Below are 12,100 nucleotides of genomic sequence, written 5' to 3'. Positions count from 1 at the left end.
CTCACGGGTTGGTGAGTCGTCGCGGCTCGATCCGCTCCTCGACGGCCACGTCGCCCTCGCGGCTCACGATGAACGCGGCCTTGCCGTCGCGCTCGCTCACCGCCTCGACGAGCTCGGTACCGCGGTAGACCAGGCCCACCCCGTCGTCGGTGCAGTGCGTCGTCGGCAGGGTGCCGTTCGCGACGAGCTCGTGCACGAGCGGGCGCCGCCGCTCCTCGGAGTCGTAGTGGACGCCGTTGCCGTAGGGGAGCAGGCCGAGTCCGTTCGTCACCGCCCGCAGCTCCGGACCGAAGGAGTCGGTCGTCCCGCCGACGTACCAGCAGATCGACCCGGCGGAGACACCGGACAGCACCACGCCGGCCTCCCACGCGGCCCGCAGCGCCGGCCCGAGGTCGTGCACCTGCCACACGGCGAGCAGGTTCGCGACCGAGCCGCCCTGGACCCAGACGACGTCCTGGTCGAGGAGGAGTGCGGGCACGTCCTCGTGGTTCGGCATGGGGAAGAGGTCGAGCGTCTCGATGGCGAAGCCCGCGAGTCGGCCCGCCTGCCGCACGTGGTCGTTGAAGTAGCGCTGGTCACCGCCCGCCGTCCCGACGAAGAGCACTCGTGGCGTCCGACCGGTGACTCCGGAGAGCTCCACGGCGTGGTGCACGAGTGCGTCGAGCTCGAGGAAGGTGCGGGTTCCGGGACGGTAGCCGCCGGAGGTCGCGAGGATGGTGGGGGCGTCTGCAGGCATGCCGGCGACTCTACGTGTCGAGCCAGCGGGAACGCGCGGACCTTTCCGACCGTTGAGGATCCTGCGCCGACCGTCGGGGACCAGGCGCGAACCGTCTCGGAGGGAGACTGCATGACGTTCGGGCAGCAGGTCGACCGGCTCGTGGAGCTGGGCTATCCATCGCTGGCAGGGTTGGGGGAGAAGGGATTTCGCGACACGCTCGAGCCGCTGCGTGACACCGCGACCACCCTCGACGAGGTGAGCGGGGACGACGAACCGGGGCGCGCGGCATACGTGCTCGTCGTGACGCGAGCGCTCGTCGACCCCTACGACACGGTGCCGCTGCTGCGGCTCGCGAACGGACGCAGGCCCGGTGTCGTGGACCGCAACCACGCGCCCGGGGACCTCGCGACCTACGACCCGCTGGACGACCTCGCGGTCCCGGACGCACCGGCATACCTGCTCGTCGACGTCGACCGCGGCGAGGAGTTCCTCGGCGTTCGACCCGAGGAGGCGCTGCCGGTGATCCGCTCGCGCGGGCGGACGCCGCTCACCATCGACGAGGGCATCGCCGTCGTGACGCAGGTGCCGCGGCTGCTCGATAAGAACCGGTGCTTCATGCTCTCCGGCTCGCGACGCGGTGACCGTCGCGTCCCGGCGATGTGGATCAGCGAGCGGGCGCCGAAGCTCGGCTGGTGCTGGGACGGCAACCCGCACACGTGGCTCGGCGTCGCCTCCGCGGGGAGCCGCCGCACCTGAGCCTGTGGAAAAGTCCGCGGCGACTTTCGCGATCCTTGCCAGAGTGGCTGCATGGACGAGTCAGGGAGCACGAGCGCCCGGTATGCCGGCCGCCACCGGGTCGAGGACCATCGCGCACCGGAGGTGCCCGGCTTCGACGTCGTCGAGCCGCTGGGCCAGGGGGGATCCGGGTCGGTCTGGTCGGCGACGGACGCCCACGGGGACATGGTCGCCATCAAGGTGGTTGCTGCCGCCGACGCGGAGGCGGCGCTGGTCGAGCTCGCGGTGCTCGGACGGATCGAGGAGCCGCATCTCGTGCGGATGCGCGAGGCGGTCGCGCTGGCCGGCGGTGAGGTCGCGCTCGTCCTCGACCTGCTGCCAGGGGGGTCGCTCGGCGCGGCCGTGCGGGCGCGGGGACATCTCTCACCCGGCGAGACGGTGACGGTGCTGAGCCCCGTGGCCTCGGTGCTCGGTCGGCTCCACGGGATGGGTGTCGTCCACGGGGACGTCGCCCCCGGCAACGTCCTGCTCGACCTCGAGGGCCGGCCCTTCCTCGCCGACCTCGGCGTCGCCCGCATCGCCGGGACGGTGACCGGAGAGGTGCGCGGCACGGACGGGTTCGTCGCGCCCGAGGTGCTCATGGGATCGGCGCCGACCCCTGCCGCCGACGTGTTCGCGATGGGGGCCCTGGCCTGGTTCTGTCTCACGGGGGAGGCTCCGGAGCCGGCGGGGATCCGGAGGCCGCTGCGAGAGCGGCTTCCCGACCTCCCTGAGGCGCTCGCCGACGCGATTGAGGGGGCACTGCGCACGCGCGTTGACGATCGTCCCGACGCGGACGCCCTCGCCCTGGCCATCTTCGAGTCGGCGGAGCCGACGCCGCTCGAGCTCGTCCGCGGAGGCGACGACGTCAGCCTCCTCACCCGCCGGATCCGCGCGGCGGCACGGGCCGCGGCGGGCGAGACGCCGGCGACCGCTGCCGGACCGTCGCGCCGGGCAGCGTTGTGGCGCCCCACGCTCCGGGTGCCGCGCGCACGGCTGTCCCTGGCGGCCGGGTGGGTGCGGCCGTCGCTGCGGTGGCTGGGGGCCGTCGCGGCGGTGCTGCTCACCGTCGTCGCCGTCGGTGCCGGGTCGGCCGCCTGGTCGGGCGCCCAGGAGCGCACCGGCCGTACGGAGGCGTCCCCGGCCTCGGCCGGAGGGCCCGCCGTGAACGCCGCGGAGACCACCACGCCGTCGGACATCCGGCTGGCCCCCGAGGCTCCGCGGAAGGACCCGGTCGCCCTCGTGCGTGCCTTGGCCGACGCCCGGGCACGGGCCTGGTCGCGCGGGATCGCAGCCGGGCTGGTCGAGGTGGACGCGCCCCGCTCACCCGCCCTGGCCCGGGACACCGAGGTGCTGGCCGGGGTGCAGCGTGCCGGGCAGCGCTACGTCGGGCTGCGGTTCACCGTGCAGGAGGCGCGCGTCGTGGGGGAGAACAAGGGTGTCGTCACGGTGCGGGCGCGCATCGACACGGGCGAGCACATCGTGCGCTCGGCGGCGGGTGACCAGCGCCGCCCGGCGGTGGCCGCGGACCCGGTGCTGCTCGACCTCGTCCGCACCGACAGCGGGTGGCGGGTCCACGACGTGCGTGCAGTGTCGTCGTGACGGCTGACGTCCTGACGGCCTGACGATCCAGGCCCCCGGCTGCTCAGGCGTCGAGGAGCCAGCGCACGGCCTCGGGCAAGGTGGAGTGCTCGAAGTCGAACCCGTTCTCGCGCAGCCGGGCCGGCAGGGCACGCTGGCTCGCAACGATGTCGTCGGCCATCTCGCCCACGACGGCACGCAGCGCGAGCCGGGGCGCCGGCAGCACCGCGGGACGGTGCAGCTGCCGACCGATCTCGGCGGCGATGTCACGCTGCCGGGCGGGCTCGGGCCCGGTGAGGTTGACCGGTCCGTCGAGCTCGGAGTCGAGCACGTGCCGCATGGCGCGGACGTGGTCCTCGAGCGTGATCCACGACCAGTACTGCTCGCCGTCGCCGAGGGGTCCGGCGAGGCCGAACCTCGCAAGGCGGAGCAGCGGCTTCATGGCGTCGCCCTCGGGTGAGAGCACGATGCCGGTGCGCAGGTGCGCCACCCGGGACCCGGCCGCACGTGCGGGTTCTGCCGCGCCCTCCCAGGCCCGGACGAGGTCCGCGAGGAAGCCACTGCCCCCGGAGCTGTCCTCGGTCAGCACCTCGTCGCCGCGGTCGCCGTAGTAGCCCACGGCCGAGCCGGCGAGGAACGGCATACGGGATCCGGTGGCCGCGACCGCCTCGGCGATCGCGGTGGTCGTGTCGGTGCGGGAGCGGATGAGCTCGGCCCGCACCTCGGGGTTCCACCGCTTGTCCCCGAGGCCCGCGCCGGCGAGGTTGACGACGGCATCGGCGCCCTCGAGGACGACGGGGTCGAGCCGTCGGGTCGAGGGGTCCCACTGCACCTGGCCGGGCGCCTCGGGTGGGCGGCGGACGAGCCGGACGACGGTGTGGCCGTCACGTTCGAGGGAACGACACAGCGCACCGCCGATCAGTCCGGAGGATCCGGCGACGACGATGCGCTGTGTCATGGGTGTCAGGCTCCCGTGGGCGCTGCCCTGTGTCAGAGCCCGAGGTCGGCCTCGAAGTTGCCCTCCTCGAGCCGCTCCTTGACCGTGGAGAGGAACCGCGCGGCGTCGGCGCCGTCGACGATCCGGTGGTCGTAGGAGAGGGCGAGGTAGACCATCGAGCGGATGGCGATCGTCTCGCCGCCGTCGGCGTCGGTGACGACGACCGGCCGCTTCACGACCGCACCCGTGCCGAGGATCGCGACCTGCGGCTGGTTGATGATCGGGGTGTCGAAGAGCGCGCCGCGCGACCCGGTGTTCGTGATGGTGAACGTGCCACCGGCGAGGTCGTCGGGCGTGATCTTGTTGGTGCGCGTGCGCTCGGCGACGTCGGCGATCGCCCGGGCGAGGCCGGCGATGTTGAGGTTGCCGGCGTTCTTGACGACCGGGACGATGAGGCCCTTCTCGGTGTCGACGGCCATCCCGACGTTCTCGGTGCCGTGGTAGACGACGTTGTCGTCCTCGATGCTCGCGTTGACCGTCGGATGCACCTTGAGTGCCTCGACCGCGGCGAGGGTGAAGAACGGCAGGAAGCTGAGCTTCGTGCCCTCGCGACGGGCGAAGTCTCCCTTGGCGCGGTCGCGCAGGCGGGAGATCTTCGTGACGTCGACCTCGACGACCGTCGTGAGCTGCGCCGACGTCTGCAGCGACTCGACCATGCGCTTGGCGATCATCTTGCGCAGGCGGGTCATCGGCTGCGTCGTACCGCGCAGGTTCGTGTCCTCAGCAGCGGCCGCGGGCTTCGCGGCGGCAGCCGGGGTGGCTGCGCCACCGGACGCGGCGGCCGGAGCCTCCGCGGCGGGAGCGGGAGCCTTCGCGGCCTCGGCGGCGGCGAGGACGTCCTGCTTGCGGATGCGCCCGCCGACCCCGGTGCCCTTGACGGACGCGAGGTCGATGCCGTTCTCGGCGGCGAGTTTGCGCACGAGCGGTGTGACGTAGGCCGACGCGTCCTGCGGCTCGGCCGCGCTTGGCGTCTGCTGCTTCGGCTGCTCGGACTGCTGGGCGGCTGGAGCCTGCTGCTGCGACTGCTGCGGGGCCGGTGCGGTGGCCTGCGCGGTCTGACCGGAGGACTGCTGCGTCGTCTCGGCTGGAGCCTGCTGCTGCTTCGGCTCCTTCTGCTCCGGCTGCTCCTGTGCGGGCTCCTCCTGCTCGGCGTCCGGCGCCTTCTCGGGCTCGGACTGCTCGGTGGACGGCTCGGCCGGGACCTCGGGGGCCGGCTCGCTGGGCTGGGTCTCCTCGCCACTGGCGGCCTGCGACTGCGATCCGCCCTGGGCGCCGGAGTCGTCCGAGCCACCGGCGTCGGAACCACCTGCGTCGCCACCAACCACGGCGAGGTCGGCGCCGACCTCCACGGTCTCGTCCTCCTGGACGAGGATCTTCGTGAGCGTGCCCGCGACCGGGGAGGGGATCTCGGTGTCGACCTTGTCGGTTGAGACCTCGAGGAGGGGCTCGTCGACGGCGACCTCGTCGCCCTCGGCCTTGAGCCAGCGGGTGATCGTGCCCTCGGTGACCGACTCACCGAGCGCCGGCATGGTCACCTTCGTGCCACCGCCGGAACTACCGGTCGAGCCGCCGGTCGAGCCGCCTGAGCCACCGGAGGATGCGGGCGCGCTCTGCTCCTGCGGCGCGGCCTGCTGCTCGGACTGCTGGGACTGCTCGGACTGCTGAGCCTGCGCGGGGGCCTGCGTGCCCTCGTCGGCGCGGGCGGCGGCCTCGGGCGACGCCTGCTGCGGCTCGTCCGTCTGCGGAGAGGCGGGGTCCTGGCCGCCCTCGTCGCCGGCCTCGGTCACCGCGTTGCGGTCCTGCGCGGAGTCGACGGCGTCGCCGTCGTTCTCGCCGGACGAGCCGGAGTCGGACGAACCGGCGTCGGTGGACTGCGCGGCGGCGTCGGAACCCTCGCTCGACGCGCCGCCGGAGGAGTCTCCCTCACCAGCGGGGCCGTCGCCGATGACGGCGAGGTCGGCGCCGACCTCGACGGTCTCGTCCTCCTCGGCGAGGATCTCCTGGAGGGTGCCGGCCACGGGAGAGGGGATCTCGGTGTCGACCTTGTCGGTCGAGACCTCGAGCAGCGGCTCGTCGACCTCGACCTGGTCGCCGACGTTCTTCAGCCACCGGGTGACGGTGCCCTCGGTCACGGACTCGCCGAGGGCGGGCATGGTCACACGTTCGGACATGGTGTCAGTTCTCCTTATCGACGGTGGCGTACGTCAACTCTAGTTGTGCGACTGCTGGTCTAGCTGTGAGCATGCAGGGGTTTGCCGGCGAGCGCCAGATGCGCCTCACCGAGAGCCTCGTTCTGGGTGGGGTGGGCGTGGATGAGCGGTGCGACGTCGTCGGGGTGGGCCTCCCAGCCGACGATGAGCTGCGCCTCGCCGATCTGCTCACCCATCCGGGCGCCGACCATGTGCACACCGACGACGGGACCGTCCTTGACGCGCACGAGCTTGACGAAACCTTGCGTCTGCAGGATCTGGGACTTGCCGTTGCCGCCGAGGTTGTACTCGTAGGTCTCGACCTCGCCGTGGGCCTCGCGGGCCTGGGCCTCGGTGAGGCCGACCGAGGCGATCTCGGGGTTGCTGTAGGTCACCCGCGGGATGGACGAGTCCGGGATGACGGCGGGTGCGAGCCCGGCGATCTCCTCGGCGACGAAGATGCCCTGCTGGAAGCCGCGGTGTGCGAGCTGGAGGCCGGGCACGATGTCTCCCACGGCATACACGCCCTCGACCCCGGTGTGCAGGCGCTCGTCGGTCGTGACGAAGCCGCGCTCGAGGGTGACCCCGGCGTCCTCGTAGCCGAGCCCCTCCGTGACGGGGCCGCGACCGACGGCGACGAGCAGCAGGTCGGCCTCGATGGTCGAGCCGTCCTCGAGCGAGACGGTGACGACGTCGCCGTCCTGCGTCGCGCCGGCGAACGCCACGCCGGTGCGGGCGGTGATGCCGCGCTTGCGGAAGGCCCGCTCGAGCACCTTGGACACCGCCTCGTCCTCGGCGGCCACGAGCCGGGGCAGTGCCTCGACGACGGTCACCTCGGAGCCGAACGAGCGGAACACCGACGCGAACTCGACGCCGATGACGCCGCCACCGAGGACGACGACGCGCTCGGGCACGGTGTCCAGGGCGAGGGCCTGCTCGCTCGTCATGATGCGGCCGCCGATCTCGAGGCCGGGCAGCGTCTTCGGCTGTGAGCCCGTCGCGAGGACGACGTTGCGGCCGGTGAGGCGGCGCCCGTCGACCTCGACGGTGGAGCGGTCGAGGAGTCGGCCGGAGCCTTCGACGAGCTCGACCTTGTGGGCCTTGGCCAGGCCGAGCAGGCCCTTGTGGAGGCGGGCGATGACGCCGTCCTTGTAGCCGTTGACGCCGGCCATGTCGATCGACTCCAGCGTCGTGTTGACGCCGAGCTGCGAGCCCTCGCGGGCGGTGTCGGCGACCTCGGCCGCGTGCAGGAGAGCCTTGGTCGGGATGCAGCCGACGTGCAGGCAGGTGCCTCCGAGCTTGGCCTTCTCGACGAGGGCCACCGTCATGCCGAGCTCGGCGGCGCGGAAGGCGCAGGCGTAGCCGCCGCTCCCACCCCCGAGGATGACGACGTCGTAGGTGTCCTCGGCGGTGTCCGGCATCTGCGCTCCTGGTCGGTGGCTGGCGGGGCACGGGTCGGCGGGTCTCGCTGCGGCCGTGCCGGTGAGGCCATCCTGTCACTGCACCGTGGCGGGCGTCACAGCAGGTGTGCCCGGTCGATGCGACGCGCGCCGGCGGGGACAGGCGAGAGGCTCGTATGCCGCGCGCATTCGGCTGATTCCCGGTCACCTCCCAGCCGCCGCACCTATCGTGGCGTCATGGCGTGGTGGAGACGGAAGCCCCGAGAGGGTGCCGCGACGGGCGCCGCGCCCGTCTCCAAGGACGACGTCAAGCGGGTGCGCACCCACTTCCGCGAGTTCGCCGCGAGCCGCCGGGGAGTGGAGGCCTACGTCGAGCCCGCGACGAACGTCACCGCGACGACGGTCATCCTCATCGCGCACGACGGCGAGTGGACGCGTCGTGCCGTGCCGTCGCGCGAGGACGGGTTCCGGCTCGCGACCGAGCTGCGGCTCCCGACCTACGACGTCAACCAGACCGGCTACCCGCAGCGCATGCGCGACTGGAACGCCCGCCAGCGCGGTCCGAGAACCCCTCGGGAATAGGGAGTCCCGCGCGGACGGGAGCGGGAGTGGGACCGGCTCAGCCCTGCGTGGGTCCGCCGACGACGACGGACAAACCCGGTGGCCGCGCGCCGTTGCGCGTGTCAGAGTGGCAGGACAGACCGAGAGCCCAGGAGGCCCCGTGACCGACTCGAAGAGCTCCCGCCCGACCCCGAGCGAGGACATGAAGAAGAAGTTCCGCGAGGCGCTGGACAAGAAGAACTCCCACGGCGGCACCGACGTCTCGGACCACTCGGCGAGGTCCAAGGTCGACCACGACCACGGCCCGGAGACGACCGGCCGCGACCAGATGTTCCGTCGCAAGTCCGGCTGAACCACCCACGTGCTGAACCACCCACGTGCTGAACCACCCACGTGCTGAACTACCCACTTATTGCGCTTTGTGCACCGTTGCGCGGTCGGTGACCGTCGCCGGAAGGGTGCACAAAGCGCAATAAGTGGCAGGGGGGCTGGTCAGCTGCCGTGGTTCTCGATGAGGTTCACGAGGGTCGCGACGCCGTAGCCGGTGCCGCCCTTGGGGGTGGCGCCGTCCGGGCCCTTCTCGTTGAACGCCGGCCCGGCGATGTCGACGTGCGCCCACGGGATGCCTTCGCCGACGAACTCCTGGAGGAAGATCGCAGCCGTGAGCATGCCGCCCCACCGCTCGGCCGTGTGCGCGAGGTCGGCGACCGTCGAGTCGAGGCCGGCGCGCAGCTCCTTCGGGAGCGGCATCGCCCACGAGGCCTCGCCCGCAGCGGTCCCCGCGTCCACGACGCGGCTGCGGAAGTCGTCGTCGTTGCCCATGACACCGGCGACCCGGCTGCCGAGGGCCACGACGGCGGCACCGGTGAGCGTCGCCACGTCGACGATGACGTCGGGCCCGGCCTCCGAGGCGAGGCAGAGGCCGTCGCCGAGGACCATGCGTCCTTCGGCGTCGGTGTTGATGATCTCGACGGTCGTGCCGTTGCGCATCGTCACGACGTCGCCGGGGCGCTGCGCCGTGCCGCTCGGCATGTTCTCGGCGAGGCAGAGGTAGCCGGTGACGGCGACCGGGCCACCGAGCTCGGCGGCGGCGATGACGGCTGCCGCGACGGCGGCCGCGCCGGCCATGTCGCACTTCATCGTCACCATGCTCCCGGCCGGCTTGATGCACAGGCCGCCGGAGTCGAAGGTGATGCCCTTGCCGACGAGGGCGACCGAGCCGCCCTTGCTGCCGCGACCGGACGGGACATAGCTCATCGTCACGATGCGCGGCGGGTTGGCGGAGCCCTGGCCGACGCCGACGATGCCGCCGAACCCGCCCTTGGCGAGCGCCTTCTCGTCGAGGACGCTGACGGTGACCTTGCCCGACGATGCGGCCGCGGCCTTCTTGACCCGGTCGACGAAGAGCTGTGGCGTGAGCTGGTTCGGCGGGGTGTTGACGAGGTCGCGGGCGAGGTCGCGCGCGGACCCGATGACGCCGGCGCGCTCGACGGCGCGCTTGACCGCGGCGCCCTGGCCGATGCTCGACACGACCGTGATCTTCGGACCGTCGCCCGGGGCAGCCTTCCTTGATGAGGCCTTGCCCTTGGCGGTCTTCGTCGTGCCCGATGCGCGCGTGGAGCCGGCGTCGAAGGTGTAGCACCCGGCATACGCGCCGTCCGCGACCGCGGCGAGCGCCGCCTCGTCGGAGGCGGGGAGGGCGACGGCGACGGCCTTCTTCGACGCGACCGAGCGCAGCGCCGTACCGGCGCCGGCACGCAACACGTCCGGCGTGATATCGGCGGCCGGGCCGAGGCCGGTCACGACGACCGCGGTTGCGGCCACCTCGGGCACGGCGACGACGCGGACCACCTCACCGGCCTCGCCCTTGGCCTCGAGGTCGGCAAGGACGGTGGCGAGGTGCTTCGCGGCGGCTCCGGGGAGACCGTGTCCGTCGGCGAGGGCGGCGCCGTCGTCGGTCGACACGGCGCCGACGACGAGGGCGTCGGCGCGCAGGGTCGCGGCGTCGCGGGTGGTGAGGCTGAGGGTGGGCACGAGAGCTCCTGTGAGTGTGCGCGGCGGGCGAGGTCATCGCCCCTTCGCACCGCACCCTAGCCGCGACGCGCGCGCCCACCACAGCGCGATAGCGTGCGGCCATGACCGATCTGCTGCGTTCACCCGTCCACGACCGGCACGTCGCCCTCGGCGCGAAGATGGCCGACTTCGGCGGGTGGGAGATGCCGATCGAGTACCCCGGCGGCGGTGTCGTCGCCGAGCACACGAGTGTCCGTGAGCGGGTGGGCCTCTTCGACGTGAGTCACCTCGGCAAGGCCCGCGTCACGCGCGTCTCCGGCGAGGTCAGCGCCGTCGACTTCGTCAACGCGTGCCTGACCAACGACCTGCGCCGCATCGGTCCCGGCCAGGCGCAGTACACCCTGTGCTGCCAGGACGACGGCGGTGTCGTCGACGACCTCATCGCCTATGTCCGCAGCGACGACGACGTCTTCCTCATCCCCAACGCCGCCAACACCGCCGCGGTCGTCGACCTGCTGCGCGCCGCCGCTCCCGAGGGCATCGAGGTCGAGAACCTCCACGACGCGTATGCCGTGTTCGCGGTCCAGGGTCCGCGCAGCGACGAGGTGCTCACCGCCCTCGGGCTGCCGGTCGACCACGACTACATGAGCTTCGTCGAGACCGAGTGGCAGGGCCAGCCCGTCATCGTGTGCCGCACCGGCTACACGGGGGAGCGCGGCTACGAGCTCGTGCCCGCCTGGGACGCGGCCGGCTCGCTGTGGGACGCCCTCGCGTCCGCGGTCGCCGACCAGGGCGGTATGCCGGCCGGTCTCGGCGCGCGCGACACGCTGCGGACCGAGATGGGCTATCCCTTGCACGGCAACGACCTCAGCACCGAGATCACGCCGGTCATGGCCGCGGCCGCGTGGGCCGTCGGCTGGGACAAGGAGACCTTCTGGGGCAAGGACGCGCTCACCGAGCAGCGCGCGGCGAAGACGTCCCGCCTGAACCGCGGTCTCGTCGTCACCGGGCGCGGCATCCCGCGAGCGCACTGCTCCGTGCTCAAGGACGGCGAGGTCGTCGGCGAGGTGACCTCGGGGACGTTCAGCCCGACGCGCAAGCAGGGCATCGCCCTCGCCCAGCTCGAGGGCTCCGTCGCGGTCGGCGACGAGGTCGTCATCGACGTCCGGGGTCGTGAAGTGCCCGCGACGGTGACGAAGCCCCCGTTCGTCGAGGTGGGCGTGCGCGATGCCTGAGCGCCGCGACAACGGCGACCACACCTACCGCGCCACGATCGCGTGGGAGGGGTCCACGGGCGGCGGCTACACGGCATACACGCGGGACCACGAGGGAGCAGTGCCCCCGGCGGCGAATCCCGTTGCCCTGAGCGCTGATCCGCACTTCCGTGGTGACGCCGGGAGGGCCAACCCCGAGCAGCTGCTCGTCCTCGCCGCGAGCTCCTGCCAGATGCTGTCCTTCCTGCACGTGGCCGCGACCGCGGGTCTCGACGTGCTCGACTACACCGACGACGCCGGGGCGGATCCCGCGCCGCTGAGAGTGACTGTGGATGGTGCGAGGCGAGACGATCGCCTGACAAGGGGATGCGATTGCTGCCGGGTGAGGGGTTGCGCGTCCGCGAGGTTTGGTCCATAATCCTCCCCGTCCCACCCGTGTGGTTGGGGGTCCACGCGCGAGGCAATGGGGCACAGACGGTGGGCTGTATAGAGGGTCTGCCATGTCTGAGTCGTGGTTCTCCTGGAGTCCGAAGCTGATCGCTGAGGGGTCGGCGTCGGGGTGGTTTCGTCCGTGGGTGCGGGTGGTCGCGGTGGTGTCCGCGGCGGCGCTCGGTGTTGGGGTTGCTCCCGCGATGGCGGCGGAGCCTGCGACG

Annotated in this window: 11 protein-coding genes; 6 read left to right on the top strand and 5 right to left on the bottom strand. The window is 72.4% G+C overall.

Annotated elements, in window-relative coordinates:
• Position 1: 1 nt before the first annotated feature.
• The gene (locus tag BCF74_RS04150; protein WP_106296691.1) at positions 2 to 736 is read right to left on the bottom strand and encodes a Type 1 glutamine amidotransferase-like domain-containing protein; all 735 of its coding nucleotides are present in this window, start codon (positions 734 to 736) and stop codon (positions 2 to 4) included.
• Positions 737 to 847: 111 nt separating this feature from the next.
• Between BCF74_RS04150 and BCF74_RS04145 the strand changes: the two genes are divergently transcribed.
• Both BCF74_RS04145 and BCF74_RS04140 read left to right on the top strand, forming a co-directional pair.
• Positions 848 to 1,474: a DUF5701 family protein gene (locus tag BCF74_RS04145; RefSeq protein WP_106296690.1), complete on the top strand. Its 627-nt coding sequence runs from the start codon at positions 848 to 850 to the stop codon at positions 1,472 to 1,474.
• A gap of 51 nt (positions 1,475 to 1,525) precedes the next feature.
• Positions 1,526 to 3,094 carry a serine/threonine-protein kinase gene (locus BCF74_RS04140; RefSeq protein ID WP_106296689.1) on the top strand — a complete coding sequence of 523 codons (1,569 nt, stop codon included), beginning with the start codon at positions 1,526 to 1,528 and terminating at the stop codon, positions 3,092 to 3,094.
• Positions 3,095 to 3,137: 43 nt separating this feature from the next.
• Here the strand turns inward: BCF74_RS04140 and BCF74_RS04135 are convergent, their stop codons facing one another.
• The 3 genes from BCF74_RS04135 to lpdA are packed head-to-tail and all read right to left on the bottom strand — an operon-like array spanning position 3,138 to position 7,680.
• Positions 3,138 to 4,031: a TIGR01777 family oxidoreductase gene (locus tag BCF74_RS04135; RefSeq protein ID WP_106296688.1), complete on the bottom strand. Its 894-nt coding sequence runs from the start codon at positions 4,029 to 4,031 to the stop codon at positions 3,138 to 3,140.
• Between the two features lie 32 nt (positions 4,032 to 4,063).
• Positions 4,064 to 6,241: a 2-oxoglutarate dehydrogenase, E2 component, dihydrolipoamide succinyltransferase gene (gene sucB, locus BCF74_RS04130; protein ID WP_106296687.1), complete on the bottom strand. Its 2,178-nt coding sequence runs from the start codon at positions 6,239 to 6,241 to the stop codon at positions 4,064 to 4,066.
• Positions 6,242 to 6,300: 59 nt separating this feature from the next.
• Positions 6,301 to 7,680 carry a dihydrolipoyl dehydrogenase gene (gene lpdA, locus BCF74_RS04125; protein WP_106296686.1) on the bottom strand — a complete coding sequence of 460 codons (1,380 nt, stop codon included), beginning with the start codon at positions 7,678 to 7,680 and terminating at the stop codon, positions 6,301 to 6,303.
• Between the two features lie 216 nt (positions 7,681 to 7,896).
• Between lpdA and BCF74_RS04120 the strand changes: the two genes are divergently transcribed.
• Both BCF74_RS04120 and BCF74_RS04115 read left to right on the top strand, forming a co-directional pair.
• Positions 7,897 to 8,241 carry a hypothetical protein gene (locus BCF74_RS04120; RefSeq protein ID WP_106296685.1) on the top strand — a complete coding sequence of 115 codons (345 nt, stop codon included), beginning with the start codon at positions 7,897 to 7,899 and terminating at the stop codon, positions 8,239 to 8,241.
• 139 nt (positions 8,242 to 8,380) lie between these two features.
• The gene (locus BCF74_RS04115) at positions 8,381 to 8,572 is read left to right on the top strand and encodes a DUF5302 domain-containing protein (protein ID WP_106296684.1); all 192 of its coding nucleotides are present in this window, start codon (positions 8,381 to 8,383) and stop codon (positions 8,570 to 8,572) included.
• 140 nt (positions 8,573 to 8,712) lie between these two features.
• Here BCF74_RS04115 and BCF74_RS04110 read toward each other — a convergent pair whose 3' ends face one another.
• The gene (locus BCF74_RS04110; RefSeq protein ID WP_106296683.1) at positions 8,713 to 10,254 is read right to left on the bottom strand and encodes a leucyl aminopeptidase; all 1,542 of its coding nucleotides are present in this window, start codon (positions 10,252 to 10,254) and stop codon (positions 8,713 to 8,715) included.
• Between the two features lie 101 nt (positions 10,255 to 10,355).
• Here BCF74_RS04110 and gcvT point away from each other — a divergent pair, with 101 nt between their 5' ends.
• Positions 10,356 to 11,468 (top strand): glycine cleavage system aminomethyltransferase GcvT, encoded by a 1,113-nt coding sequence (gene gcvT / locus BCF74_RS04105; protein ID WP_106296682.1) that lies wholly within the window; start codon positions 10,356 to 10,358, stop codon positions 11,466 to 11,468.
• Positions 11,461 to 11,865 (top strand): OsmC family protein, encoded by a 405-nt coding sequence (locus BCF74_RS04100; protein ID WP_106296681.1) that lies wholly within the window; start codon positions 11,461 to 11,463, stop codon positions 11,863 to 11,865. The genes gcvT and BCF74_RS04100 overlap by 8 nt, the downstream gene beginning before the upstream one ends.
• Positions 11,866 to 12,100: the final 235 nt, after the last annotated feature.

It is taken from the genome of Knoellia remsis (genome assembly GCF_003002895.1).
GTDB lineage: Bacteria > Actinomycetota > Actinomycetes > Actinomycetales > Dermatophilaceae > Knoellia > Knoellia remsis.
Note: the sequence above shows the minus strand (reverse complement) of the source record. Positions and strands in the feature narration are given on the sequence as shown.

What these genes read in the sequence shown, in the direction of transcription:
- BCF74_RS04150 (WP_106296691.1), bottom strand. Translation starts at nt 736, where the DNA reads ATGCCTGCAGACGCCCCCACCATCCTCGCGACCTCCGGCGGCTACCGT.
- BCF74_RS04145 (WP_106296690.1), top strand. Translation starts at nt 848, where the DNA reads ATGACGTTCGGGCAGCAGGTCGACCGGCTCGTGGAGCTGGGCTATCCA.
- BCF74_RS04140 (WP_106296689.1), top strand. Translation starts at nt 1,526, where the DNA reads ATGGACGAGTCAGGGAGCACGAGCGCCCGGTATGCCGGCCGCCACCGG.
- BCF74_RS04135 (WP_106296688.1), bottom strand. Translation starts at nt 4,031, where the DNA reads ATGACACAGCGCATCGTCGTCGCCGGATCCTCCGGACTGATCGGCGGT.
- sucB (WP_106296687.1), bottom strand. Translation starts at nt 6,241, where the DNA reads ATGTCCGAACGTGTGACCATGCCCGCCCTCGGCGAGTCCGTGACCGAG.
- lpdA (WP_106296686.1), bottom strand. Translation starts at nt 7,680, where the DNA reads ATGCCGGACACCGCCGAGGACACCTACGACGTCGTCATCCTCGGGGGT.
- BCF74_RS04120 (WP_106296685.1), top strand. Translation starts at nt 7,897, where the DNA reads ATGGCGTGGTGGAGACGGAAGCCCCGAGAGGGTGCCGCGACGGGCGCC.
- gcvT (WP_106296682.1), top strand. Translation starts at nt 10,356, where the DNA reads ATGACCGATCTGCTGCGTTCACCCGTCCACGACCGGCACGTCGCCCTC.
- BCF74_RS04100 (WP_106296681.1), top strand. Translation starts at nt 11,461, where the DNA reads ATGCCTGAGCGCCGCGACAACGGCGACCACACCTACCGCGCCACGATC.